The following is a 26,166-nucleotide window of genomic DNA, read 5'->3' on the forward strand; positions in this document are numbered from 1 at the left end:
CCCGCAGCGCGGCACGCGGCACCTGCTGGCCGCCCCCGCGCACCACCCACGGAAACGAGAGGGAGCCTTCGATGACACTCCTGGACAGCGGCGTCTGGGCCGGAAAGCTCTTCGGCGACGGCTGGGCGGACGCCGGTGCGACGCGGCCGGTCACCGAACCGGCCACCGGCGACCGGCTGGGCACCGTGGGCCTCGCCACGGCCGAGGACGCGGCGCGCGCCGCCGCGCGGGCGGCCGAGGCGCAGCGCGGGTGGGCGGCCCTGCCGCCGGCCCGCCGGGCGGGCGTCCTGCGCCGGGCGGGCGAGCTGCTCACCGAACACGCCGCCGAGGCAGAGGAGTGGCTGGTGCGCGAGGCGGGGTCGGTGCGCGCCAAGGCGGCCTTCGAGGTGGGGCTCGCGGTCGGCGAGTTCTTCGAGTGCGCGGGCCTGCCCACGCATCCTCAGGGCGAGGTGCTCACCTCCGAGGAGGCCCGCTGGTCCCTGGCCCGGCGCCGCCCGGCCGGGGTCGTGAGCGTCATCGCCCCCTTCAACTTCCCGCTGCTGCTCGCGCTGCGCTCGGTGGCGCCCGCGCTCGCCCTGGGCAACGCGGTGCTGCTCAAGCCGGACCCGCGGACCGCGGTCAGCGGCGGGGTCGTCATCGCACGGATCTTCGAGGAGGCGGGGCTTCCCCCAGGCGTGCTGCACCTGCTGCCGGGGGACGGCGAGGTCGGCCGGGCCGTCGTCGAGGCCCCGCAGGTGCGGGTGGTCTCGTTCACCGGATCCACTCCGGTCGGCCGGGCCATCGGCGAGCAGGCGGGCCGTCTGCTCAAGCGGGCCCATCTGGAACTGGGCGGGAACAACGCCCTGGTGGTGCTGCCCGGCGCGGACGTGGGCAAGGCGGCGTCGGCGGGCGCCTTCGGCTCCTATCTGCACCAGGGGCAGATCTGTATGACGACCGGCCGGCACATCGTCCACGAGTCGCTGCTGGAGGAGTACACGGCCGCGCTCGCCGCGAAGGCCGCCGCACTGCCGGTGGGCGACCCGGCCCGCGCGGACGTGGCGCTCGGCCCGCTCATCGACCGCGGCCAGCTGGAGCGGGTGCACCGCATCGTCACCGAGTCGGTCGTGGCGGGCGCCACGCTCGCGGCGGGCGGCGAGAGCGACGGCGCCTGCTACCGCGCGACCGTGCTGTCCGGCGTCACCACGGACATGCCGGCCTGGCGGGAGGAGGTCTTCGGCCCGGTCGCGCCGGTCCTCGGCTTCGCCACGCTGGAGGAGGCCGCGCGGATCGTGGACGACTGCGAGTACGGCCTGTCGGTGGGCATCCTCGGCGACGTCGGTACGGCGATGAAGCTCGCCGACCGGATCGAGTCGGGCAAGGTCCACATCAACGAGCAGACGGTCGGCGACGAGCCGAACGCGCCCTTCGGCGGGGTCAAGGCGTCCGGCACCGGCTCCCGCTTCGGCGGCGCGAGGGCCAACGCCGAGGCGTTCACCGAGACCCAGTGGGTCACGATCCGCCCGGACATCGCCGACTACCCGTTCTGAGCCGGCTCCCCGTTCCGAGTCGGCTCCCCGTTCCGAGCGGCCCGCCGTCCGTCCGCGGACGCCCGCCCGCCGTCCCGTCCCCGACAACCGGCAGCCCGTTCCCTTGCGCGATCCTCCGCTCCGTCCGCACCCGCTCACCAGGGGGGTATGTCCCGATGACATCCACCGTCCCGTCCCACGCCCCGGACCGGACCGCCGCCTCCGGACGCAACGTCTGGACCGTGGTCCTGTGCTGGATCACCGTCATGCTGGAGGGCTACGACCTCGTCGTCCTCGGTGCCATCATCCCGACCCTGCTCAAGACCCACCATCTCGGCATGACCGCCGGGGACGCGACCACGATCGCGACCCTCTCGCTCGTCGGCGTGGCCGTCGGCGCGGTGTGCGTGGGACCGCTGGCCGACCGGCTGGGGCGGCGGCTGCTGCTCATCGCCTCGGTGCTGCTGTTCTCCGTCTTCACGCTGCTGGTGCCGCTGGCCGGCTCGGTGACGGTGTTCGCCCTGCTGCGGCTGGTGGCCGGGCTGGGGCTGGGCGCCTGCATGCCGGTGTCGCTGACGATGATGGCCGAGCACATGCCCGCGCACCGGCGGGCACGGGCCAGCACCCTGACCATGACCGGTTACCACACCGGTGCGGTGATCACCTCGCTGCTGGCCCTCCAGGTGACGGACGACTGGAAGATCCTCTTCTATGTGCTCGGCGCCGCCGGTCTCGTCATCGCGGCCGTCCAGTGGTTCCGGCTGCCGGAGTCGGAGGCGTTCGTCCGCACCCGGGAGACGGACGGCGACGGCTCCTCACGGGTGCCGTTCACCGAACTGCTCAAGCCGGCGTACCTGCGCGCGGGCATCGGTGTCTGGGTGGCCTCGTTCATGGGGCTGCTGCTGGTCTACGGGCTCAACACCTGGCTGCCCAAGCTGATGAACGACGCCGGCTACCCGGTGCCCACGGCCGTCACCCAGCTCCTGGTGCTCAACGTCGGCGGGGTCGTCGGTCTGCTCGTGGGCGGGTACGTCGCCGACCGCCGGGGCATCAAGGGCACCACGGTCGCCTGGTTCGCGGTCTCGGTGCTGATGCTGGCCTGTCTGAGCGTCAGGATGCACAACGACCTGCTGCTCGACCTGGTCGTCTTCCTCACCGGAGTGTTCGTCTTCTCGGCCCAGGTGCTGGTCTACGCCTACGTGACCGACTTCTACCCGGCGGCCGTGCGCGGCACCGCCCTCGGTTCGGCGTCCGGGATCGGCCGGATCGGTTCGATCGTGGGTCCGTCGGTCACCGGCGCCCTGGTCACCGCCGGGATAGGCCACCCGTGGGGCTTCTACTTCTTCGCGATGGTCGCCGTCCTCGGCTGCGCCGCGGTGCTGACCCTGCCGCGGGCCGCGGCGAAGGCCGGGTGAGGGATCTCGGGGTCGGACCCTGACACGGCGTCAGGGTCCGGTCAGGGTGGCGCCGGGGATGTCACGGATAGTGACCGACCGGTGCGGTTCGGCAGGCTGGGGGCATGCCGAAGACCACTGCGCACAGTCCCCGCTCCCGCCCCCGCCCCCGCTCCCGTCCCCGTCCCCGTACCCTCTTCGCCGGGGCCCTGGCCGGTGCGGTCGCCCTGGTGGGCCTCGCGGGCGCGCTGCCCGCGAGTGCCGCACAGCCGGGCGCTCCGTCCTTCTCGTCCGTCTCCGCTCCCTCCTCCGTCTCCGCTCCCTCCTCCGGCTCCGGTCCGTCCGGCTCCGCTCCGTCAAGTTCCGGCCGTCCCGGCTCCGTCACCGGCTCCGTCACCGCTTCCGTGGCCGTGCCGACGGACTTCCGCGACTGCCCCGCCCTCCCGGCGGGCGTCGACCCGGCCGCCTGGCGCTGCGAAGTGCACGCCGCCGCCCCGCGGTTGTCGATGGGCGGCCTCGCGGTGACGCTCGCACCGATCACCATGACCCACGCCGAAGGACCGCTGCCCGACGGGACGCCGGGACAGGTGTGGGGAGCGATGCACAGCGCGGCCACCCCCGTCCCGGGCGGCCTGACCGGCACCGCGCGGGCCGGCCTGACACCGCTGACGGGCCTGTCGCTGCAGCCCGAGTACGGCGGCCGGTCCGACTTCTACACGGGCCGGTTTAGCCTCCGCTTCCGGCTGGTGAGCCCGCTGCTGCCCCGCAGCTGCGTGATCGGGGCCGACGCGCCGGTCGACTTCGCCCTGAAGCGGCCGAGCCCCTCGGAGTGGCTGTCCACCGACCCGCCCGTGATCCGGTTCTCCGCGTACGACGACACCTTCGCCGCCCCGGCCGCCGCGCACTGCGGTCCGCTGACCCGCATACTCGGCCGCCGGCTCGGACTGCCGGCGCCGAGCGGCAACCTGATGAGCTACGACGCGATCTACACGTTCCGGACCTACGACACCCTGCCCGTCCGCTGACGCGCCCCCGGAACGGGTGACCCCGCCGTTCGAACGCCGCCCGGCGACCCGCAACCCCCCGTGCCCGTACGCAGTTGCTTCCCTGGTACCCCCTCTGCGACGGAGGCTTCTCTTGCGTATGACCGACATCCAGCGCTGCGAGGTCCGGCCCGGACGGCTGGTCGAGTGGACACTCGACCCGGCGGCCGTCCGGACCGCATCGGATCTCCCGGACGATGCCCGACCGCCGGCGTACATCCAGGAGTCGCACATCAGGACGGCCAGGTCCGTCCGCGAGGGCGGGCTGTTCGTGCCGACCTGGCTGGGCACCGCGTTCGACGTCCCCGGCAGAGTCGATCTCGACGTGCTCGGAGAGGCCCTGCGCGGCTGGATGCTCCGGCACGAGACGCTGCGCAGCGGCTTCCGCTGGACCGGCGACGACATGCGCCGCTTCACGCTCGACGCCGCCGACGTGGCACTGCGCCGCGAGACGATCGGCGACTTCGACGACCCGGGCATGCTGGTCCAGCATCTGCAGGACCGTTTCGACCGGACCGCGGACGCGCTGCGCTGGCCGAACTTCCTGTTCACGGCGGTCGTCCGGGAGGACGGTGCCAGCGTGTACATGGCGTTCGACCACAGCAACGTGGACTCCTACTCGGTGCAGCGGATCCCGGCCGAGATCCATGAGCTGTACGGTGCCGGTGCCGGAGGGAGCCGCCCGGAGCCCCGGCCGGTCAGCAGCTATGTCGACTTCTGCCGGACCGAGCGGGCCGACGCGGACGGGATCGACCGCACGGACGCCGTCGTCGGGCGCTGGCGGGACTTCATCGGCCGCTGCGACGGCCGGCTGCCGAACTTCCCCCTGGACCTCGGTCTGGAGCCCGGTGGTCCGCTGCCCCGCCAGAAGCTGATGAACGAGATGCTCGTGGACGCCGGCGACGCGGCCGCCTTCGAGGCGTACTGCCGGCCCTACGGCGGCAGCCTGGTCGGCATCCTGGCGGCCACCGCCCTGATCGTCCACGAGATCGGCGGCGAGCCGGTCTACCGCACGGTGGTCCCCTTCCACACCCGGCGCAAGTCGCAGTGGCGGGACTCGGTGGGCTGGTACGTGGGCGGTGCGCCGATCGAGGTCGAGACCGCGCGGGCGGCCGACTTCCCGGCCCTGCTGCGGATGGTGAGCGACCGGCTCCGCGCCGCCAGGCCGCTGTCCAGGATGCCACTGGCCCGGGTGCTGCGGCTGCTGGGGGCCGACTTCCGGCCGACCTCCCCGGATCTGTACTCGATCATCTCGTTCGTCGACGCCCGGGACATCCCCGGCTCCGGCGACTGGACGGGGCTGAAGGCGTACGGCCTGATCAGGGTCTCCTACGGCGACCAGGTGTGCGCGTGGATCAACCGGCTGCACGAGGGGCTCCAGTTCGCGAGCCGCTATCCGGACACCGACATCGCGTACAAGAACATGCGGCTGTACGTGGAGCAACTGCGGGAGGTGATCGTCTCGGTGGGCCGTCCTCAGGTCTCCTGAGGGAGCTCGGGCAGCGCCAGTTCCGCCCAGATCACCTTGCCGTCGGGGGTGTACCGGGTGCCCCAGCGCTCGGTCGTGCGCGCCACCAGGAACAGGCCCCGGCCGCCCTCCTCGGTGGTCGCCGCGTAGCGCAGGTGCGGGGAGGCGCTGGTGCCGTCGGAGACCTCGCAGACCAGGGCGCGGTCGTGGATCAGCCGGACGCGGATCGGTGCCGATCCGTAGCGGATGGCGTTGGTGACCAGTTCGCTGAGGACCAGTTCCAGGACGAAGCCCAGTTCGGCCAGGCCCCATGCGTCGAGTTGCGCGCAGGCGGCGACCCGGATGCCGGCGACGGCGGCCGGGTCGGGCGGCACGTCCCAGTCGGCGATCCGCTCGGGCGGCAGTGCGCGGGTGCGGGCCACGAGCAGGGCGACGTCGTCGCGCGGCCGGGCGGGCAGCAGGGCGTCGAGCACGGCCCGGCAGTGTTCCTCCGGGTCCCGCTCGGGGTGTCCGGCCAGCGCCCGGCGCAGCAGTTCCATCCCCTCGTCCAGGTCGCGGCGGCGGTCCTCGATGAGGCCGTCGGTGTACAGGGCGAGCTGGGTGCCCTCCTCCAGTTCCAGTTCGGCGGTGCGGAAGGGCATGCCGCCGAGGCCGAGCGGCGGTCCGGAGGGCAGGTCGGGGAAGGTGACGGTGCCGTCCGGGCGGACCAGCGCGGGGGCCAGGTGTCCGGCGCGCGCCATGGCGCAGCGGCGGGAGACGGGGTCGTAGATCGCGTACAGGCAGGTGGCGCCGACGACGTTGGCCGCGGTCTCGGGGCAGTCCTCGTCCTGGTCGATGCGGCCGACCAGGTCGTCGAGGTGGCTCAGCAGTTCGTCGGGAGGCAGGTCGAGGGTCGAGAAGTTGTGCACCGCGGTGCGCAGGCGGCCCATGGTGGCGGCGGCGTGCAGACCGTGGCCGACCACGTCCCCGACGACGAGGGCCACCCGGCCGCCGGGCAGTGGGATCACGTCGAACCAGTCGCCGCTGACGCCGGACTGGGCGGGCAGGTAGCGGTAGCCGGCCTCGACGGCGCCGTGTTCGGGCAGGGCCCGCGGCAGCAGGCTGCGCTGGAGGGTGACGGCGAGGGCGTGCTCGCGGGTGAAGCGGCGGGCGTTGTCGATGCTGACGGCGGCGCGGGCCACGAGTTCCTCGGCCAGCGACAGCTCCTCCTCCTCGAAGGGGCCGTGCTCCTTGGAGCGCCAGAAGTTGGCCACGCCCAGCACCGCGCCGCGGGCCCGGATCGGTGCGGTGATCAGCGAGTTGATGCCGTAGTCGACGATCCGCCCGGCGCGCTCGGGGTCCTGTGCCTGCCAGCCGGCCGCCGAGGCCAGGTCGGGCAGCCGTTCGGACACTCCGGTGCCGTAGCCGCGGGCCTGCGGAGTGGTGGGCACGAAGTCGATCAGCCGGCCCTTCTCGTAGAGGGGATGGTCGTCCCGTACGCCGCGCACGGCGACACGGCGCATCCCGGCGGAGGCGGGTTCCGGCTCCTCGCCGCACAGGACGGCGTCGTCGAGGTCGACGGTGACGAAGTCGGCGAAGCGGTCCACGGTGACCTGGGCGAGTTCGTCGGCGGTGCGGGCGATGTCGAGGGTGGTGCCGATGCCGAGCCCGGCGTCGTAGAGGAGGTTGAGCCGTTCCCGGGCGACCTCGGCGCGGCCGGACAGCGCCTGGAGTTCCGTGGAATCACGCAGGGTGACGACGGTGCCCGCGGGTCCTCCGTCGCGGTCGGTGGGGCGCTGGTTGACGGCGAGCAGGAGTCCGCCGGCGAGATGGACCTCGTCGGTGGCCTCCCGGCCGGACGCGAGCAGCGCCGCGGTCTCCGGCTCCAGTTTCGGGAGCTTGGCCACCGGCCGGCCCTCGGCGTCCGGCGGGAGGTCCAGGAGCCGCCGGGCCTCGTCGTTGGCCAGCAGCAGCCGGCCGTCGCCGCCGACGATGAGCACGCCTTCGCGCACGGAGTGCAGGACCGCGTCGTGGTGGTCGTACATGCGGGTCATCTCGTCCGGGCCGAGGCTGTGGGTCTGGCGGCGCAGCCGCCTGCCGACCAGGGCGGTCACGGCGGTGGCCAGGCCCAGGGCGATGGCTCCGGCGGTCAGGATGATCGGGATCTGGTGGTAGACCTGCCCGGTGACGTTCTTGACCTTCAGCCCGGCGGAGACCAGGCCGACCACATGGCCGCCGGTGTCCTCGACCGGGACGATGGCCTGGACCTCCTGCCCGAGCGGCCCGTGCACGCTCTCGGTGCGGACCTGACCGGCCAGCGACGGGCCGATGGTGCCGACGAAGCGCCGGCCGATGCGGTCGGGCAGGGGATGGGTGTAGCGGATGCCGTGGGTGTCCATGACGACGATGAAGTCGACGCCCGCGGTCCGGCGGCCCGCCTCCGTCAGCGGCTGGAGCACGGCCGAGGGGGTGGGCCCGCGCAGCGCGGCGACGACACCGGGGGCATGGGCGAAGGTCTGGGCGACGGCGACGGAGCGGCGTCTGGCCTCGGCACTGGTGTCCCGCTGCGACTGGAGGAGGAGAGCGAGGACGGCGCCGATCACCAGCAGTACCACGAGGGCCACCTGGAGAACGAACACCTGTCCGGCAACGCTTCGCGGACTCTTTCCCGCCAGCGACCGCCCCGGTATCCGTCGAAGACGGGCAAAACGGTCTGCCATGCGGCCTTTGTAGCACCGACACGCCCGAGTCGTCACGGGTTGGGCGGATGTTCGTCGGCCGGTACCGGTCCTTGAGACGGCGGCTTCAGCGGGTGGCGGGGTCGCGCAGCAGCGCGTCCAGCCGGTCCAGGATCCAGGACCAGGTCTGGCCGGAGTCGGGCGCGCTGTGGCTGAATCCGCCGGCCAGCTCCAGGCTCACATAGCCGTGGAACGCGCTGCCGAGCAGCCGGACGGCGTGGGTCTCCTGCGGTTCCGCCAGGTCGTAGCCCCGCAGGACGGCCCGCGTCATCTGGGCGTGCCGCACGCCCGCGCTCGCGGCGGCCGTCTCCGCGTCGAGCGGGAGCCGGGCGGCGGTGTAGCGGCCGGGGTGCTCACGGGCGTACCGGCGCAGGACGTCGGCGTAGGCGGCCAGCGCCTCCTTGCCCGCCCGTCCGGCCAGCGCCTCGGCGGCCCGGTCGGCCAGTTCCTCCAGGGCGAGCAGGGCGATGCGGGTCTTGAGGTCCTGGGAGTTCTTCAGATGCGAGTACAGGCTCGCGACCTTGACGTCGAACCGCCTGGCGACCGCCGAGACGGTCACCTGTTCGAAGCCGACCTCGTCGGCCAGTTCCGCCCCGGCCCGGACCAGGCGGTCGGTGGTGAGTCCCGCGCGTGGCACAGTGCTCCCTTCTGTTCCCTGAAGGGATTGTGCCCGCGCCTAAAGATGTTAGGCAAATGGCCGTCGTGGGTCGTCCGCCACGGGTCGTCATGGGTCGTCATGGCGTCCCGGTGTCCCGAGGTGCCGCCCCCGGGCGCCGGAAGGGCCCCGTCCGCCCGAGTGGTGTCCCGGGCGGACGGGGCCCTCCGGCCACGGACCCGGACCGCTAGTGGTCCGTGCCGGCGGGAGAACCGACGGCCGGCGGAGCGGTCATCAGCTTCCCGAACAGGGCCATGCACGAGGAACAGTGACCGGCCCGCTGCGCGTTCGCCCCGTCGACGCGCCGGCCGAGCCGCCGCCCGCAGAGCGTGGTCACCGTGTTCTTGGCCATGACATGCCACACCGGCGCGCCGCCCGGTTCCTCGGCTCCTGCACACATCTCATACATGATCGGCTCCCTTGATGGACGCCTCTCTGACTCCAGAAGACACCCGATCAGCCGTAGGCACGCAGTCACGGAGGGCCATTCGGGTGACACGCCGGGTGGGGGCCCGCGGGCCGGACCGGGCGGGCGCGGTGCCATCATGGGCGCCATGCGGAAGAGCGGTGCGATACGGACGGCTGCCGCGACGGTGGCCTGCGGAGCCCTCGCGGTGTCCCTGACCGGGTGCGGCGGCTCGGGCCACTCCAGGGCGAAGGGCGGCGGGAACGGCGGCGCGAGCGGGACGGCCGCCGCTCCGCACGGCACGGCACCGGCCCGGGTGCCCGGCATCGGCGACCGGCTCTGGCGGCAGGTCCCGGCCGCCACCCGCCAGGTGGTCGCCGTCTACGGCGCCGGGCCGGACTCCCCCGACGCGACGGTGCGGCTCTTCACCCGGCAGGGCTCCGGCTGGCGGCAGGAGCGCTCCTGGCCCGCGCACAACGGCCGCAACGGCTGGACGGCCGACCACCACGAGGGCGACCAGCGCACCCCCGTGGGCGTGTTCACGCTGAGTGACGCGGGCGGGGTGCTGGCCGATCCGGGGGCCCGGCTGCCGTACACCAGGTCCGCCTCCTTCCAGGCGCCGCACTCCTGGAACAAGAACTCCTGGCACGATTTCGACTACGTCATCGCCATCGACTACAACCGGGTGCGCGGCACCTCGCCGGAGGACCCCACCCGGCCCGAGGGACAGCACAAGGGCGGCAGCATCTGGCTGCACATGGACCACGGCAGCGGCACCTCCGCCTGCGTGAGCCAGTCCGAGGACGCCATGCGCTACCTGCTGCGCACGCTCGACCCGCGCCTCCACCCGGTCGTGGTCATGGGCGACACCCGGGACCTCGCCGCCTGAGCCGGCGTCCACGAACCGGACGGACCGGCGACAAGGTGCCGGATGCATCTACTGTCTGTCGTGCCGACGGACGGGGACCGCACGCACCGAAGGGGAGCCCTGGGATGGCCGAGGAGACGACGGAACGCACAGCGCCGCACGGACCGGAGGCCGTCGTGGCGCTCCGCGAGGTGGGCGTACGCCGCTACACCACCGACCAGGTGATCCTCGACGGCGTCGACTGGACGGTCCGGCCCGGCGAGCACTGGGCGCTGCTGGGCGCCAACGGCGCGGGCAAGACCACGCTGCTGCGGCTGCTCGGCGCGCTCATGCACCCCACCTCCGGCAGTGTCGAGGTGCTCGGCGCCCGGCTCGGCCGGGTCGACGTGCGGGAGCTGCGGGCCCGGATCGGACACGTCACCTCCGCGCAGCGCGTGCCGCAGGACCTCGACGCCCACACGGTGGTCCTCACCGGCCACACCGGCACGGTGCAGCCGCTGTGGCGGTCCTACGACGACGAGGTGCGCGAGCGTGCCCGCGCGCTGCTGGCCGAGCTGGAGATCAAGGAGCTGGCCGACCGGCCGTACGGCGTCTGCTCGGGTGGGCAGCGGGCCCGGATCCTGATCGCCAGGGCGCTGATGGCCGAGCCCGCGCTGCTGCTCCTGGACGAGCCGTTCAACGCCCTCGACCTGCCCTCCCGGGAGGACCTGGTGGAGGCCATGCACCGGCTGGCCGAGGGGCGTCCGCGGCTCGCGACCGTGACGGTCACCCATCATCTGGAGGAGCTGTTCCCCGCAGTGAGCCACGCGCTGCTGCTGCGCGAGGGCCGCATCCTGACCAGCGGGCCGGTGGCGGAGGTGCTCACCGGCGACCGGCTGACGTCCTGCTTCGGCCGGCCGATCGCGGTGAACCGGCACGAGGGCCGCTGGTGGGCGTACTCCGGGCGGCAGAGCGGCTAGGGCTAGGACCTGTCGTTCGGGACCGGCCGGTCATGGGGTTCGGCGTGGCGCAGCGTGGCCTGATGCCGCTTTCCCCTACCGGCAGTAACGTGATCAACTTTGGCTCCAGGTGCTCCGTACAGCCGAGTTGAGCGCCGTTCGCCGTCCGAACCCCCCGTGCGAGGATCCTCATGCCGCCCCAGGGCGATGCTCTGCCGCAAGCGCATTCTGACTACCGCAACCATCTGGAGACGTGCCGCCAGTGCCGTGCCGACGCCGCGCCCTGCCCCGTGGCGAAGCATCTGCTGCGCCTGTACAACAACACGCGCAGGGCGGCGGCACGCGTCAACTGACGTGACAGCGGCGGCGGCAGGACCTCGGACCGGGTTCCCGCCGCCGCTCCGTCGTACCGGGCGGCGCCGCATGGGGCCGGCGAGAGGCCGGTTCCGGCCAACGTGCCGCGAAGGACGGCAGGTTGGTGCACGCGGGCCGGACGGCACCGGGGATCCGGCGGACCGGCGCCCTCCGTGCCGCCGGGTGCGGTACCGGCTGCCGCGCGCACCGCCACGCGCCCCTTTCGGCCGACCGGGTGACCACCCCCGAAGGCCGGGGCCACCGCGCGGAAATTGACCGTCGAGATCAGCGGACGCGCCGCCCCAGTTCTCCCACATATCGCCATAAAACGTGTGTTATTCATTCATGCACACACCTACGCGGCGCACCTTGCTCAGTGCCTCGATCATGGCTGCCGGCTCGGGTCTCCTGGGAGCCTGCTCGGGGTCCGGCTCCTCCTCGGAGACGGGTCCGCACCCGGGAACCGTCCAGGGCTCCGGCACCGCGGACGGCGGCCACCGCCCCTTCGTCCCCAAAGGCCCCAAGGGGTACGTGAACCCGTCCGACCCCGAGGTGCTGGCCGCCGAGCGCAAGCGCGGCACGGGACCGGTGCGCACCTTCCGCCTCACCGCCGCCGAGGCCACGTGCGACGTGGGCGGACGCTCGTTCCGGACGTGGACGTACAGCGACAGGCTGCCCGGCCGGGAGATCCGGGTGACACAGGGCGACATCCTGGACCTCACGCTCGCCAACCGGCTGCCCGTCGCGACGACGCTGCACTCGCACGGGGTCCGGCTGCGCTGCGACATGGACGGTGTGCCCGGCCTCACCCAGCCCGGGATCAAGCCCGGCGAGGAGTTCCGCTACCGCTTCGCGGTGTCCTACCCGGGCACGTACCTGCTCCACTCCCACGAGGGCATGCAGCCCGACCGGGGGCTGTACGCGCCGCTGATCGTGGACGACCCCAAGGAACCGCTGTCCTACGACAAGGAGTGGGTCGTCGTCCTGGACGACTGGGTGGACGGGGTGGAGGGTTCCACCCCGGACGGCGTGCTGGCGCAGCTGCACGGCGGCAAGCATCCGGCGATGAGCATGGAGATGGGCGGCGATCATCAGCAGGAAGGTTCCGGCAGTCCGCGTCCGTCCGGCGGCCGGAGCGCGCCGCTGCGCAGGGCGGCGGGCGGCCCGTCCCGCATCCTGCGGCAGTCCCACAGCCGTCTCCTGGACGGCATGGGCGGCAATGTGGACTTCCCGTACTACCTGATCAACGGGCGGCTGCCGCAGTCCGCGCAGGTGTTCCGGGCCAAGCCCGGGGACCGGGTGCGGCTGCGGCTCATCAACGCGGGCGCCGACACCGCCTTCCGGGTGGCGCTGGGCGGCCACCGGATGACGGTCACGCACACCGACGGCTACCCGGTCGAGCACCGCGACACCGACGCGCTGCTCATCGGCATGGCCGAGCGCTACGACGTGCTCGTCACCGTCAAGGACGGCACCTTCCCGCTGGTCGCGCTGGCCGAGGGCAAGGGCGACCGGGCGAAGGCGCTGGCCGTGCTCCGCACCGACCAGGGCAAGAGCCTGCCCGCGCCCTCCGTCCACCCGGACGAGCTGGACGGCCTCCTGCTCCCGGCCCACAGCCTCAAGCCGCACGAGTCGGTGGCCCTGAGCGACGAGAAGCCGGACCGGGAGATCCGCATCCGGCTGACCGGCAACATGAAGGACTACAACTGGGCCTTCGACCACCAGCCCTACTCCACCGAGCACCGCCACGCCGTCCGCCAGGACGAACGGGTCCGGCTCACCCTGATCAACGCCACCGACATGTGGCACCCGCTGCATCTGCACGGCCACACGTTCGCGCTGACCGGCCTCAACGACATCGGCACACGCAAGGACACGGCGATCGTGCTGCCGCACCGCAAGCTGGTCGCCGACTTCTACGCCGACAACCCGGGCCTGTGGATGCTGCACTGCCACAACCAGTACCACTCCGAGTCCGGCATGATGACGATCCTCGGCTACCGCAGGTGACGACCGGTGCGGGCACACCGGCCCGGCGGGCGCTGCGCACCCCGCGCGCGGCCGGGCTGGCCGGGGTGCTGTTCGCGCTGCTGCTCGCGGCGGCGATCGTGCTGATCCGGCTGGGGATCCCGGAGGGCGCGGACGCGGCGACGGCGCCGGTCCGCACCGATCCCGCGCGGCGGGACGCGGTCCGGGCGGCCCTCGCCCTGGTGCCGCTGGCCGGGATCCTCTTCCTGTGGTTCACCGGCGTCGTGCGCACCCATGTGGGGGCGGCCGAGGACAAGTTCCTGGCGACCGTGTTCCTGGGCAGCGGGCTCGTCTTCGTCGCGACCATGTTCGGGGCAGCGGCGGCGGCGAGCGCCGTCGTGGCTGCCCCGCACCCGTCCTCCGGCGCGGTGGCCTCCCCCGCCGCCTGGGAGTTCGGCCGCCGACTGGCCCACGAGCTGATGACCGGGTACGCGATGCGGATGGCGGCGGTCTTCACCTGCTCGCTGTCGGTGATGGGACACCGGCTGCGGATCCTGCCCCGCTGGCTGACCGTGCTCGGACTGCTCGCCGCGCTGACCCTGCTGTTCGCCTCCTCGACCGTGCCCTGGGCCGAGCTGGTCTTCCCGGCCTGGGCGCTGGTGCTGAGCGCGTACATCCTCGCGGTGGCCGGGCGCGCCGGGCCGGTCGCCGCGACGGCGGACTGAGCGCGGCGGCCCGTCACTCCGACGGACGGTTCCGGCGCGCGGACCGGCCGCCGGGCCCGGGATGCTGTCCGAGGGGAGATGACCGCCGTCCGAGGGCGCCCGCCGAACGGGTGGTCCCCGAGGACCTGGCCGCCGGAAGGGCGGGTCACCGATGAGGCTTGTCGTCGATCTCAACAGATGCCAGGGCTACGCTCAGTGCGCGTTCCTCGCGCCGGACGTGTTCACGATGCACGGCGAGGAGTCGCTCGTCTACAGCCCCTGGGCCGACGACGAACAGCGGGAGAAGGTGGCCCGCGCGGTCGCCGCCTGCCCGGTGCAGGCGATCACCGCCGACGGTCTCGGCGGTCCGGCCGAGCCGGCGGCCGCGGCGGGAAAGGGGGCGCCCGATGCCCGCTGAGCAGTTCCACGAGTGGCTGCGCCGCGAGGGCCGCATCGTCGTGGTGGGCGCCTCGCTGGCCGGTCTGCGGGCCGCCGAGACCCTGCGCGCGGAAGGCTTCCGCGGCTCGCTGACCATGATCGGCGACGAACCGTACCAGCCGTACGACCGGCCGCCGCTGTCCAAGGCGGTCCTGCTGGGCAAGGCGGCGCCGGACCGCACCGACCTGCCCCGGCGCCGCGACGTCGACGCCGTCTGGCGGCTGGGCACGGCCGCGACCGGGCTGGACCTGGCCGCCCAGCGGGTCCGGCTCGCCGACGGCGACGAGGTGCCCTACGACCGGCTGCTGATCGCGACCGGGGTGCGCGCCCGGCCCTGGCCCAAGGAGGAGGAGGCCCAGCTCGACGGGGTCTTCGTGCTGCGCACCCGGGACGACGCCGTCCGGCTGCACCGGCGGCTGAAGGCCGGTCCGCGCCGGGTGTTCGTGATCGGCGCCGGGTTCACCGGTTCGGAGATCGCCTCCGCCTGCCGGGACCAGGACATTCCGGTCACCGTGGCCGAGCGGGCCGACGCGCCGCTGGTGGGCGCTCTGGGCGGCGTGGTCGGCGCCGTCGCCGCGGAACTCCACCACGACCACGGGGTGGATCTGCGCACCGGCGTCATGGTCACCGGCCTGGAGGGCAGCCCGGTCGGCCGGGTGCGGGCCGCCCACCTGTCCGACGGCAGCGTCGTCGAGACGGACCTCGTGGTGGTCTGCCTGGGCGCGACCCGCAACACCGAGTGGCTGACCGGCTCGGGGCTCGGCGCCGGTCCGCGTGGCATCGCCTGTGACGCGGGCTGCCGGGCCTTCGACTTCCGGGGCATCGTCACCGACGACGTGTACGTGGCCGGGGACGTGGCCCGCTCCCCGCATCCGCTGTTCAGCTACCAGTTCCTGTCGCTGGAGCACTGGGGCAACGCCGTCGCCCAGGCGGAGGTGGCCGCGCACAACATGATCAGCGCCAGTTCGGACCGCATCCCGCACATGTGGGTGCCCGCCTTCTGGTCGTCGCAGTTCGGTGTGAACATCAAGTCCGTGGGCGTGCCGTCCATGGGCGAGCAGATCATGATCACGCAGGGCTCGCTCACCGAGCGGCGCTTCGTCGGCGTCTACGGCTACCAGGGCCGCGTCATCGCCGCCGTGAGCTTCGACAACACGCGCTGGCTGGAGTTCTACGAACGGCAGATCGAGACGGGCGCCCCGTTCCCGGTGGAGTACCCGACGATGGACCGCCGTCCCGAGGGCCGCAAGGCGATGCCGGCCGACTTCCCCGACCCGTCCCTGCCGACGCACGGCCCGACGGTGACGCTCAGCGGATACTCCCCCGCCGACCGGCGCCTGGTGTTCACCCCGTCCCGCCACTGACCGCCGCACGGCCCGAGCCCCGCCCCTCCTTCCCCACCCGAGGACCTCCCATGACGCAACCGTCGCTGCTGCGCCGGATCACCGACTACTCCAGCCGTGCCGACCCCTACCCGCTCTACGCGGAACTCCGCAGGACGCCGGTGCTGCACGAGGAGGAGGGCGGCCCGTACGTCGTCAGCTCCTACTACGACATCCTGGGACTGCTGCACGACCCCCGGATCAGCTCGGACGCGGGCAACCTCACCGCCCCGGGCGCCGACGAGCTGTCGGAGCCGGAGGCCACGGGGCTGCCGCCGAGCTTCATCCGGCTCGACCCGCCCGAGCACGACCGGCTGCGCCGGATCGCCAACAGCTCGTTCGGGCCGCCGCACCGGCCGCACCGGATCGACGACATGCGCGAGGAGCTCGGCCGGATCGTCGCCGAACTCCTCGACGAACTGGGCGACGAGCGGGAGATCGACCTCGTCGACCAGTTCGCCTACCCCTTCCCGGTGACCGTCATCTGCCGGCTCCTCGGGGTGCCGCGCGAGGACGAACCGCGCTTCCGCGCCTGGGTCGACCCGATCGTCACCGGTCTGGACCCGGACTCGCGCAACGACCCCGGGGCCCCGGTCCAGCGCGCCGCGCAGGAGGCGCGGGTCCAGCTCGGCATGTACCTGGCCGGTCTGGCGGAGCAGCGCGCCAAGGAGCCCCGCGACGACATGCTGTCCGACCTGATGTCCGGTCACGGCCCGGACGGCGCCATGTCCACGATGGAGGTGCTCAGCACGGCCGTGCTGCTGCTGATCGCGGGCCACGAGACGACGGTCAACCTGATCACCAACGGCATGCTGACGCTGCTGCGGTACCCGGAGCACCTGCGGCGGCTGCGCGAGGACCCGGGGCTGTCGGCCGGTATCGTCGAGGAACTGCTGCGCTACGAGCCGCCGGTCCAGCTGGTGCCCTCGCGCACCTGTATCACCGACATCGAGCTGCGCGGGGTGACCATCCCCAAGGGCTCGCGGATCTGGCTGGTCCTGGGCGCGGGCAACCGGGATCCGGAGCGCTTCACCGACCCCGACCGGTTCGACCCGGACCGCGGCGACATCCAGCACCTCGGGTTCGGCAGCGGCGTCCACGTCTGCTTCGGCGCCCCGCTGGCCCGGCTGGAGACCCAGATCGCGCTCACCGCGCTGGCCCGGCGCCTGGACAACCCCCGGCTCGTCGAGGACCCGCCGCCGTACCGGCAGAACGCGGTGCTGCGCGGCCCGCGGCATCTGAACATCGCGATCGACGGCGTACTGCCCTGACCGGTACCGGCCGACGGCCGACGGACTCCCGACGGATGCGGGCAGCTTCCGATGAATTGCGGCGGATTGCAGTGGATTGCGGTGGATTTCGGTCGCACGGAGGTTCCACGGAGGAAACTTCTGGACAACTCAAAAAAATCAGACAAAATAGTCAACGTTGTCATCGCGACGCACCGCGACTCACCGCGATCTCGAGGAGCCGCCCCCGCATGGCGTACGGAGCCCACCACAGCCCCACCCCGCCGCCCCGCCCCGACCTGGGTCCGGCCCGCGACTGCGAGCACTGCCTGGGCTGGGGGACCGTCGTCACCCATGACGGCCGGCACGAACTGTGCGGCACCTGCCAGTCCGGCCCGGACGGCGGCCCGCCCTTCGGCCCGACCGCCGCGCCCCGGCACGCACCGGACTGAGCGGCCGCCGCCTCCTCCGTCCGGGTGACGCACGTCCCCCGTGCGAGTGGTGCTGCTGCTCCGTCCGAGTGGTGCGTCCCTGCGCCCCGTCGTAGCGTCATTGGAAGGTTCTGACGTCGTCGCCGGGAGCGGAACATGGGCGGACACACAGTGAGGACAGCAGTCACACTCGGTGCAGCCGTAGTGCTCAGCGCGGCTCTGGGAACGGTCTCCGCGGCCTCAGCGGCACCGGCGACACCGACAGCGGCCGGACACACATGGCACCGGCAGCCCGTCTTCGTGGACTGCCTGTGGAAGCCGCGGGCGCGGCCCGAGGCGTTCATCCTGGCCTGCGGTGACGGCAACAGCCGCCTGTCCTCGCTGCGCTGGACGAGGTGGGACGGCCGCGCGGCGGTCGCCCGGGGCGTCAACGTCGTCAACGACTGCAAGCCGTACTGCGCGGCCGGCACCTTCCACTCGTACCCGGTCGTCGTGCGGCTCGACCGCGCGGAGCCCTGGAAGAAGCACCCGCGGGTCCAGCACTTCACGCAGCTCACCCTCGTCTTCCCGGGCGCGCGGCCGGCCGGGTACGAGCGCACGGTGACCTACCCCCTGTGGAACTGAGCGGGGTCCGGAACCCGGTCGTCCCCGAACGGCGGTCCGGTGGCGGCGCGCGTGTCCGGCGGGCGCTCCCCGGGTCGCCGCCGGTCGCGTCGTGTCTGGGCTTTTCCGCAGGTCTGACACTGTTTCGCCGCGCTCACAGGGGAACCCGGGGTGTCTGCCGAGCAAGGGAGCAGCCGGGATGCACTCGATCACCAAGGGCCTGCTGGCGGGTGCCGCGGGCACACTCGCGCTCGACCTGGTCTCGTACGGCGACATGCTGCTGCGCGGACGGGCGGCCAGCACCGTCCCGGCGCAGGTCGCGGACCGGCTGGCCGGCCGCGCCGGGGTGCCGCTGGGACAGGGCGAGGAGCGCGAGAACCGCAGCCAGGCCGCGGGGGCGCTCATGGGGTACGCCACCGGGATCGGCGCGGGCGTGGCCTACGGCCTGCTGCGGCCCCGGCGGCCGCTGCCGGTGCTGGTGGCGGGGCCGCTGCTGGGCGCCGCCGTCATGGCGGGCGCCAACGCGCCCGCGACCGCGCTCCGGCTGACCGATCCGGGCTCCTGGGACCTGGCGTCCTGGGTGTCCGACATCGTCCCGCACCTGGTGTACGGCCTGACGACCGCGGCGGCCTACCACGCCATGCGCTGACCGGCGGGACGAGCGGGGCGGAGAAGGCGAGGAAGGCAAGGAAGGCGAGGAAGGTGAGGAAGGCGAGGAGGGGAAGCGGACGGCACCCGGACCACAGGAGCGGGGAGGCACAGTGACGCTGCGCATCGGTGCCGAGGAGGAGTTCCACCTCGTCGACGCGGAGACGGGCCGTCTGGTGCCCCGGGCGGGCGCCGTGCTCGAACGGCTGGGCGGGCCCGGGTACGCGCCGGAGCTCCAGCGGTCCGTCGTGGAGAGCAACAGCGGGGTGCACGCCACCCTCGAAGGGCTGCTGGCCGACCTCACCGCGTCCCGGCGGCGGCTGGCCGCCGCCGCGTCCGCCCTCGGGCTCACGGCGGTGGCCGCGGGCACCGTCCCGCTGGCCGCCCCGGCCCGGGGCGACGTCACCCCCGACCCGCGCTACCAGCGCATGGCCGACCAGTACCGGCGGCTCGCCGACGAGCAGTTGATCTGCAGTGCGCAGGTGCATGTCGACGTGCCCGACCGGGACACCGCCGTACGCGCCATGTGCCTGGTCGGGCCGTGGCTCGCCCCGCTGCTGGCGCTCTCCGCGAGTTCCCCGTACTGGCTGGGCGCGGACACCGGGTACGCGAGCTGGCGGACGATGCTGTGGCAGCGCTGGCCGACCGCGGGCCCGGCGGGCTGCCACTCCGGTGCCGCCTCCTACGACGCCCTGCTTGCGGACCTCATCCGCTCGGGCGTCATCAGTGACCCCGGGATGGTCTACTACGACGTCCGCCCCTCGGCGCACCAGCGCACGCTGGAGCTGAGGATCTGCGACGCCTGCCCGCGTGTGACGACGGTGGTGCTGGTGGCCGGTCTGTTCCGGGCCCTCGTCCACGACGCCTGCGCCCGGCTCGCCCGGCGCGAGCACCCCGGCTGCGACGGCCGGCACGAGTGGCTGCGGGCCGCCGCCTGGCAGGCGGCGCGCTCGGGTCTCGAAGGGCCGCTCACCGATCCCGTCACCCTGCGCCCGGCCCCCGCCCGCACGGTCCTGCACACCCTGCTGGCCCGGCTCCGGCCGGTGCTGGAGGCGTACGGCGACTGGGACGCCGTACGGGAGCTGCTGGAACTCGCCCTGGCCGACGGCAGCGCGGCGCGGCGGCTGCGGGGCGTGTACGAACGCCGGGGCCCGGCCGCGGCCGTCGCCGCCCTGGCCGCCGAGACGGCGGCGGGCGCGACCACGGCCGCCGCGCGGGCGTCGGACGCGGCGGCCGGATCCGGCGCGGCGCGTTCCGCACCGGTCGAGGCGGCCGGCGGTTTCGGCACCGGCCGGGCGGGCAACCCCTTGTCCTGACCTAGCCGTGTGCGGGAGCCACCATGTGGAAGCGCTGGAAGCGCAGGAAGGGCACGGGGGACGTGAGGGGCGCGAGGGGCGGCAGGGGCAGGCGGCGGGCGCGGCCCGCCGAGCCCGTGGCGCTGGAGCTGTGCGATCTGTGCGCGCTCACCTTCCCCGCGTGCGAGGCGGTGCGGGGACGGGTGCCCGACTCCTCGGCCGTCCACCCCACCGACGACTGGTTCGACGGGCTGCGCCTCGTCACCGCGTGCAGCGAGGCGCACCTGGCCGTCGTCCGTGAACGCTACCGGCACCGGCCCTTCGTGCAGGAGGAGCTGTGGGCCGCGAAGATCGAGCGCGCGCTGAGCGGCGGCACTCCGGTGCTCACCATGGAACGGCTCGGCTGCCGCACCGGTCTGCACGAACCGGAGATCCGGCGTGCCATCGCCTGGCACAACGCGCACCTGCCGCCGGATGAGGCGCCCGGAGCCTGAGTCTCCGGACAGCGGTCGGCCGTCCGGGGACACGGTGGTTTCGGCCGTACGGTCCCCGGGCACCCGTCGCGCGCCCGTCCGCGAGCACCGGGTGCGCGCCGAGCGAGGAGGCCACAGATGCCGCAGAGGCCACAGACGACCGCGAACCACGCGAACCAGCTGTACGGCCCGCAGCCGGACGTGGCGCGGGCGGCGGGGTACCCCGACGCACCGCCGCGCGTGGGCTTCTTCACCGACACCTCCGTCTGCATCGGCTGCAAGGCGTGCGAGGTGGCGTGCAAGGAGTGGAACTCGGTCCCCGAGGACGGCCTGGAACTGACCGGCATGTCCTACGACAACACACGCGGTCTGGGCGCGGACACCTGGCGGCACGTGGCCTTCATCGAGCAGCAGCGCCCCGCCGGCCACGGTGCCGGCGGGCAGGGCGGCGGCCACGGCGGCTTCGACGCCTTCGAGGCCGCCCGCGCGCTCGACGACCCCGCGCTCTCCCCCGCCGCGCCGCCCGCCCCCGAGGGACGCACCGAACTGCGCTGGCTCATGTCCTCCGACGTGTGCAAGCACTGCACCCACGCGGCCTGTCTCGACGTGTGCCCCACCGGGGCGCTGTTCCGCACCGAGTTCGGCACGGTCGTGGTCCAGCAGGACGTGTGCAACGGCTGCGGCTACTGCGTGCCGGCCTGCCCGTACGGGGTGATCGACCAGCGCAAGGAGGACGGCCGGGTCTGGAAGTGCACCCTGTGCTACGACCGGCTCGGCGCCGGGATGGAACCGGCGTGCGCCAAGGCGTGCCCCACCGACTCCATCCAGTTCGGCCCGCTGGACGAGCTGCGCGAGCGGGCCGCCGCCCGGGTGGCGCGGCTGCACACGGCCGGTGTCACCGAGGCCCGGCTCTACGGCGAGGACCCCGAGGACGGGGTCGGCGGCGACGGGGCGTTCTTCCTGCTGCTCGACGAGCCCGAGGTCTACGGTCTGCCGCCCGACCCGGTCGTGACCACCCGGGACCTGGCCGCGATGTGGAGGCACGCGGCGACGGCCGCCGCCTCGCTCGCCCTGCTGGGCGCCGCCGCCTTCGCCCGGAGGCCGCGATGAACGGGCCGGAGCGGCCGGACCGGCGGCGGTCGGACGTCACCCGGGAGGGCGTCGAGGGCGCGCGCCCCGGCCGCGACGCGCTCGCGCCCGCCCCCTCCGGGAGAGCGGCGGGCGGACGCCGCGGAGGAGGGCGGCGGCGCGGGCGCGGGGAGCGGCCGATGGTCCCCGAGGCCGCGTTCACCTCGTACTACGGCGAGCCGGTCCTGAAGGCACCCACGTGGAAGCCGGTCGACATCGCCGGATACCTCTACCTCGGCGGGCTGGCCGGCGGGTCGTCGCTGCTGGCGGCGGGCGGGCACGCCACCGGGCGGCCCGGACTGGCCCGGGTGGCGAAGGCGGGCGCGGCGGGCGCCATCACGCTCTCCCTGGGCGCGCTGGTGCACGACCTCGGCCGGCCCGCCCGGTTCCTCAACATGCTGCGCGTGTTCAAGCCGACCTCGCCGATGAACACCGGATCCTGGCTGCTGGCCGGGTACGCGCCGCTGACCATGGCCGCCGTCGCCGCCGACGTCACCGGCCGCCTCCGGCTCCTCGGCGCGGGTGCCACCGCCGGGGCGGCCGTGCTGGGACCGGCCGTCGTCACGTACACCGCGGTCCTGCTGTCGGACACGGCGGTGCCGGCCTGGCACGAGGGCTACCGCACGCTGCCGTTCGTCTTCGCGGGCTCCGGGGCGAGCGCGGCGGCCGGTCTCGCCCTGGTCTGCGCACCCCTCGCGCAGACCGGACCGGCGCGCCGGGCGGCCGTGCTGGGCGCCGCGCTGGAGCTGGGCGGCTTCCGGCTGATGAAACGCCGGATGGGTCTGGTGGCGGAGGTCTTCGAGCAGGGCCGGGCGCACCGGCTGCTGCGGGCCGCTGAGCTGCTGACCGCGGGCGGCGCCGTGCTGGCGGCGTGCACGGGCACGGGTGCGGGCGGGCGCGGGCGGCGAGGGCGCGGCCGGTTGCCGGGGTCCGGTCGCGGTCGCGGTGCGGCGGTGGTCGCGGGGGCGGCCCTGCTGGCCGGGTCGGCCGCGCTGCGCTTCGGGGTGTTCCACGCGGGCGTGGCATCGGCCGAGGACCCCCGGTACACCGTCGTACCGCAGCGCGAGCGGCTGCGGGCCCGCGCGGGCTGACCCGTCCGCGTCGAGGCCGGTTTCCCCGGGGCGCCGGAGGGTACTCAGCAGCCACCGCGCCGCCGAGCGCCGTACCGGGGCCGAGCGCCGTACCGGAAAGGAGGCCCCCGTCATGGGTGTACGCACCTGGATCGACTCCTGGCCGGTCTACCGCCAGCTGAAGGGCACCGACCCGCTGGGCCGCGGGGCCGCCGCCAAGAGCGGGCCGAGCGAGCGGCTCACGCCCCGGGTGTCCACCGCGGACGGGGTGGTCAAGTCGATCTGCCCCTACTGCGCCGTGGGCTGCGGCCAGAACGTGTACGTGGAGGACGGGCGGGTCACGCAGATCGAGGGCGACCCCGACTCGCCGATCTCGCGCGGGCGGCTGTGCCCCAAGGGCTCGGCCAGCCTCCAGCTGACCACCGGGGACGCCCGCGAGCACCACGTCCTGTACCGGCGGCCGCACGGCACCGGCTGGGAGCGGCTCGACCTGGACACGGCGATGGACATGATCGCCGACCGGGTGATCGCGGCGCGGCGGGCGGGCTGGCAGTGGGAGGTCGACGGCACGCGCACCCGGCGCACGATGGGCATCGCGAGCCTGGGCGGCGCCACGCTGGACAACGAGGAGAACTACCTCATCAAGAAGCTCTTCACCGCGCTGGGCGCGATCCAGATCGAGAACCAGGCGCGTGTTTGACACTCCTCCACCGTTCCCGGTCTGGGAACCTCGTTCGGCCGCGGCGGCGCGACCACCTTCCAGCAGGACCTGCAGAACTCGGACTGCATCGTCATCCAGGGCTCGAACATGGCCGAGTGCCATCCGGTCGGGTTCCAGTGGGTGATGGAGGCCAAGGCCCGGGGCGCGAAGGTGATCCACGTCGATCCGCGCTTCACCCGCACCAGCGCGCTGGCCGATGTGCACGTGCCGCTGCGCGCGGGCTCGGACATCGCCTTCCTCGGCGGGATCATCAACCACGTCCTGAGCACCGGGGCGTACTTCCGCGACTACGTGGCGGCCTACACCAACGGCCCGGTGGTGGTGCGCGAGGACTTCCGGGACGCCGAGGACCTGGACGGCGTGTTCTCCGGGCTCGACCCGGACACCCGCACCTACGACAACAGCAGCTGGCAGTACGAGGGCACCGAGATGCAGGCGGCCTCCGGGGAACGCGACCTGGAGTACGAGCAGCGCACCGGCGGCGGCGCCTCGGTGAGCGAGGCGGCGCGCGGCGAGTCCCACGGATCGGGCGGCGCCGACATCGGCGAGGGCGAGCCCGAGCGCGACGAGAGCATGACGCATCCGCGGTGCGTGCTCCAGTTGCTCAGGCGGCACTACGCCCGCTACACGCCGGAGCTGGTCGAACAGGTCTGCGGGGTGCCGCAGGAGCTGTTCCGCCAGGTGTGCGAGCTGGTCACGGAGAACTCCGGGCGCGAGCGGACCACCGCGTTCGCCTACGCGGTCGGCTGGACCCAGCACACCGTGGGCGTCCAGTACATCCGGGCCGCGTCGGTGCTCCAGAGCCTGCTGGGCAACATCGGCCGGCCGGGCGGCGGCATCCTGGCGCTGCGCGGGCACGCCTCCATCCAGGGGTCCACGGACATCCCCACCCTGTTCAACCTGCTGCCCGGCTACATCCCGATGCCGCACGCCCACCAGCAGGAGGACCTGGACGCCTTCGTGCGTGGCGAGGCGGCCCGCAAGGGCTACTGGGGCAACATGCGCGCGTACCTGGTCAGCCTGCTCAAGGCGTACTGGGGCGAGGCGGCCACCGCCGGCAACGACTACTGCTTCGACTACCTGCCGCGGCTGACCGGCTCGCACTCCACGTACGAGACGGTGATGGCGCAGCTGGAGGGCGCCTGCAAGGGCTACTTCCTGATGGGTGAGAACCCCGCGGTCGGCTCCGCCAACGCCAAGCTCCAGCGGCTGGGCATGGCGAACCTGGACTGGCTGGTCGTGCGCGACTTCTCGCTGATCGAGTCGGCCACCTGGTGGCAGGACGGCCCGGAGATCGAGTCCGGTGAGCTGCGCACCGAGGACATCGGCACCGAGGTGTTCTTCCTGCCGGCCGCCGCGCACACCGAGAAGGACGGCAGTTTCACCAACACGCAGCGGCTGCTCCAGTGGCACCACAAGGCCGTCGACCCGCCCGGCGAGGCGCGCAGCGACCTGTGGTTCACCTACCACCTCGGGCGGCTCGTCCGGGAGAAGCTGGCCGGTTCGCCGGAGCCCATGGACCGGCCCGTGCTCGATCTGGCCTGGGACTACGCCGCGCGGGGCGAGTGGGGCGAGCCGGACGCGGAGGCGGTGCTCGCCGAGATCAACGGCCGGGACGCCGAGGGCCGGCCGCTGTCCTCGTACGAGCAGTTGCGCGACGACGGTTCGACCGCCTGCGGCTGCTGGATCTACTGCGGGGTCCAGGCCGACGGCGTCAACCAGGCGGCCCGCCGCAGGCCGGGCCGGGAGCAGGACTGGGTGGCCGCCGAATGGGGCTGGGCGTGGCCCGCCAACCGCCGGATCCTCTACAACCGGGCCTCGGCGGACCCCGACGGCAAGCCGTGGAGCGAGCGCAAGGCGCTGGTGTGGTGGGACGCGGACCGGCGGGAGTGGACCGGCCACGACGTCGCCGACTTCAAGAAGGACAAGTCCCCCGGTCACCGGCCGCCGCCGGACGCGACCGGCCCCGAGGCGCTGTCGGGCACCGATCCGTTCATCATGCAGGCCGACGGCAAGGCGTGGCTGTACGTGCCCTCGGGGCTCACCGACGGGCCGCTGCCCACGCACTACGAACCGCAGGACTCGCCCTTCGAGAACCTGCTGTACGGGCAGCAGCGCAACCCGGTGCGGCAGTTGATGCCGCCGGTGCCGGACAACCGCTACCAGCCCAGCGGCGGCGAGCCGGGCGCGGAGGTCTTCCCCTACGTGGCCACCACCTACCGGCTCACCGAGCACCACACGGCGGGCGGCATGTCCCGCTGGCAGCCGTATCTGGCGGAGCTGCAACCGGAGTTCTTCTGCGAGGTGTCCCCGGAGCTGGCCGCCGAACGCGGGCTCGAACACACCGGCTGGGCGACGATCGTCAGCGCCCGGGGCGTGATCGAGGCACGGGTGCTGGTCACCGACCGGATGGCACCGCTGCGGGTGCACGGCCGGACCCTGCACCAGGTGGGCCTGCCCTACCACTGGGGTCCCAACGGCTACAGCACCGGTGACGCCGCCAACGAGCTGGTGCACCTGTCCCTGGACCCGAACACCCACATCCAGGAGACGAAGGCGTTCGCCGTGGACATCCGGCCCCGGCCGCCGCCCGCGGGGCCCGGCGGCCCCGGCGCTGGTGCGCGCCTACCGGGCGCGGGCGGGCATCGACGAGCGGACCGGCACGGAGCTGTGAGCCGCGCCCGGTCCGGGCCGGGTGCCGTCCACAGCTCCGTGCCGGTCCGGGGCT

21 protein-coding genes and 1 pseudogene are annotated in these 26,166 nt (G+C 73.6%); 19 read left to right on the forward strand and 3 right to left on the reverse strand.

What is annotated here, in order from left to right:
* Positions 1 to 71: 71 nt before the first annotated feature.
* The 4 genes from R4Z62_RS01925 to R4Z62_RS01940 all read left to right on the forward strand — a co-directional run bounded on the left by R4Z62_RS01925 (position 72) and on the right by R4Z62_RS01940 (position 5,431).
* Positions 72 to 1,526 carry a benzaldehyde dehydrogenase gene (locus R4Z62_RS01925; protein WP_491518955.1) on the forward strand — a complete coding sequence of 485 codons (1,455 nt, stop codon included), beginning with the start codon at positions 72 to 74 and terminating at the stop codon, positions 1,524 to 1,526.
* Positions 1,527 to 1,681: 155 nt separating this feature from the next.
* Entirely contained in the window at positions 1,682 to 2,920 is a 1,239-nt protein-coding gene (locus tag R4Z62_RS01930; protein WP_382847959.1) for an MFS transporter, read from the forward strand.
* A gap of 104 nt (positions 2,921 to 3,024) precedes the next feature.
* On the forward strand, positions 3,025 to 3,924 hold the full coding sequence (locus tag R4Z62_RS01935; protein WP_491518956.1) for a hypothetical protein: 900 nt from the start codon (positions 3,025 to 3,027) through the stop codon (positions 3,922 to 3,924).
* A gap of 112 nt (positions 3,925 to 4,036) precedes the next feature.
* Entirely contained in the window at positions 4,037 to 5,431 is a 1,395-nt protein-coding gene (locus tag R4Z62_RS01940; RefSeq protein ID WP_382847955.1) for a condensation domain-containing protein, read from the forward strand.
* Here R4Z62_RS01940 and R4Z62_RS01945 read toward each other — a convergent pair.
* The 3 genes from R4Z62_RS01945 to R4Z62_RS01955 form a co-directional block, all read right to left on the reverse strand.
* Positions 5,419 to 8,109 (reverse strand): SpoIIE family protein phosphatase, encoded by a 2,691-nt coding sequence (locus R4Z62_RS01945; RefSeq protein ID WP_491518957.1) that lies wholly within the window; start codon positions 8,107 to 8,109, stop codon positions 5,419 to 5,421. The two genes, R4Z62_RS01940 and R4Z62_RS01945, sit on opposite strands and share 13 nt — an antisense overlap.
* An 85-nt stretch (positions 8,110 to 8,194) precedes the next feature.
* Positions 8,195 to 8,764, reverse strand: coding sequence for a TetR/AcrR family transcriptional regulator (locus tag R4Z62_RS01950; RefSeq protein WP_491518958.1), 570 nt, complete (start codon positions 8,762 to 8,764; stop codon positions 8,195 to 8,197).
* Between the two features lie 205 nt (positions 8,765 to 8,969).
* A complete protein-coding gene (locus R4Z62_RS01955; RefSeq protein ID WP_234029296.1) occupies positions 8,970 to 9,182 on the reverse strand; it encodes a hypothetical protein in 213 nt (70 codons plus the stop codon).
* Positions 9,183 to 9,336: 154 nt separating this feature from the next.
* On the opposite strand from R4Z62_RS01955, the gene R4Z62_RS01960 reads away from it, so the two are divergent.
* From R4Z62_RS01960 to fdh, 15 genes and pseudogenes are all read left to right on the forward strand, one after another.
* On the forward strand, positions 9,337 to 10,077 hold the full coding sequence (locus tag R4Z62_RS01960) for a L,D-transpeptidase family protein (protein WP_491518959.1): 741 nt from the start codon (positions 9,337 to 9,339) through the stop codon (positions 10,075 to 10,077).
* A 104-nt stretch (positions 10,078 to 10,181) separates the two neighbouring features.
* Positions 10,182 to 11,015 (forward strand): ABC transporter ATP-binding protein, encoded by an 834-nt coding sequence (locus R4Z62_RS01965; RefSeq protein ID WP_491518960.1) that lies wholly within the window; start codon positions 10,182 to 10,184, stop codon positions 11,013 to 11,015.
* Positions 11,016 to 11,693: 678 nt separating this feature from the next.
* Entirely contained in the window at positions 11,694 to 13,358 is a 1,665-nt protein-coding gene (locus R4Z62_RS01970) for a multicopper oxidase family protein (RefSeq protein WP_491518961.1), read from the forward strand.
* The gene (locus R4Z62_RS01975; protein ID WP_491518962.1) at positions 13,355 to 14,041 is read left to right on the forward strand and encodes a hypothetical protein; all 687 of its coding nucleotides are present in this window, start codon (positions 13,355 to 13,357) and stop codon (positions 14,039 to 14,041) included. The genes R4Z62_RS01970 and R4Z62_RS01975 overlap by 4 nt, the downstream gene beginning before the upstream one ends.
* A gap of 151 nt (positions 14,042 to 14,192) precedes the next feature.
* Positions 14,193 to 14,438: a ferredoxin gene (locus R4Z62_RS01980; RefSeq protein WP_491518963.1), complete on the forward strand. Its 246-nt coding sequence runs from the start codon at positions 14,193 to 14,195 to the stop codon at positions 14,436 to 14,438.
* Complete coding sequence (locus tag R4Z62_RS01985; protein ID WP_355480691.1) at positions 14,428 to 15,822, forward strand: NAD(P)/FAD-dependent oxidoreductase; 1,395 nt, start codon at positions 14,428 to 14,430, stop codon at positions 15,820 to 15,822. The genes R4Z62_RS01980 and R4Z62_RS01985 overlap by 11 nt, the downstream gene beginning before the upstream one ends.
* Positions 15,823 to 15,872: 50 nt before the next feature.
* Positions 15,873 to 17,111, forward strand: a complete 1,239-nt coding sequence (locus tag R4Z62_RS01990; protein ID WP_491518964.1) for a cytochrome P450 — start codon at positions 15,873 to 15,875, stop codon at positions 17,109 to 17,111.
* A 209-nt stretch (positions 17,112 to 17,320) separates the two neighbouring features.
* Positions 17,321 to 17,521, forward strand: coding sequence for a hypothetical protein (locus tag R4Z62_RS01995; RefSeq protein ID WP_064531115.1), 201 nt, complete (start codon positions 17,321 to 17,323; stop codon positions 17,519 to 17,521).
* Positions 17,522 to 17,800: 279 nt separating this feature from the next.
* Complete coding sequence (locus R4Z62_RS02000; RefSeq protein ID WP_335743737.1) at positions 17,801 to 18,124, forward strand: hypothetical protein; 324 nt, start codon at positions 17,801 to 17,803, stop codon at positions 18,122 to 18,124.
* A 178-nt stretch (positions 18,125 to 18,302) separates the two neighbouring features.
* A complete protein-coding gene (locus R4Z62_RS02005; protein WP_491518965.1) occupies positions 18,303 to 18,752 on the forward strand; it encodes a hypothetical protein in 450 nt (149 codons plus the stop codon).
* A 112-nt stretch (positions 18,753 to 18,864) separates the two neighbouring features.
* Complete coding sequence (locus R4Z62_RS02010) at positions 18,865 to 20,067, forward strand: carboxylate-amine ligase (RefSeq protein ID WP_491518966.1); 1,203 nt, start codon at positions 18,865 to 18,867, stop codon at positions 20,065 to 20,067.
* A 23-nt stretch (positions 20,068 to 20,090) separates the two neighbouring features.
* Positions 20,091 to 20,540 (forward strand): hypothetical protein, encoded by a 450-nt coding sequence (locus R4Z62_RS02015; protein WP_355480683.1) that lies wholly within the window; start codon positions 20,091 to 20,093, stop codon positions 20,538 to 20,540.
* Between the two features lie 117 nt (positions 20,541 to 20,657).
* The gene (locus tag R4Z62_RS02020; protein WP_491518967.1) at positions 20,658 to 21,629 is read left to right on the forward strand and encodes a 4Fe-4S dicluster domain-containing protein; all 972 of its coding nucleotides are present in this window, start codon (positions 20,658 to 20,660) and stop codon (positions 21,627 to 21,629) included.
* Positions 21,626 to 22,738 carry an NrfD/PsrC family molybdoenzyme membrane anchor subunit gene (gene nrfD / locus R4Z62_RS02025; RefSeq protein ID WP_491518968.1) on the forward strand — a complete coding sequence of 371 codons (1,113 nt, stop codon included), beginning with the start codon at positions 21,626 to 21,628 and terminating at the stop codon, positions 22,736 to 22,738. The genes R4Z62_RS02020 and nrfD overlap by 4 nt, the downstream gene beginning before the upstream one ends.
* Before the next feature lie 112 nt (positions 22,739 to 22,850).
* Positions 22,851 to 26,112 (forward strand): annotated as a pseudogene (fdh, locus tag R4Z62_RS02030) (formate dehydrogenase).
* Positions 26,113 to 26,166: the final 54 nt, after the last annotated feature.

The organism is Streptomyces sp. PL-25, from assembly GCF_058344915.1.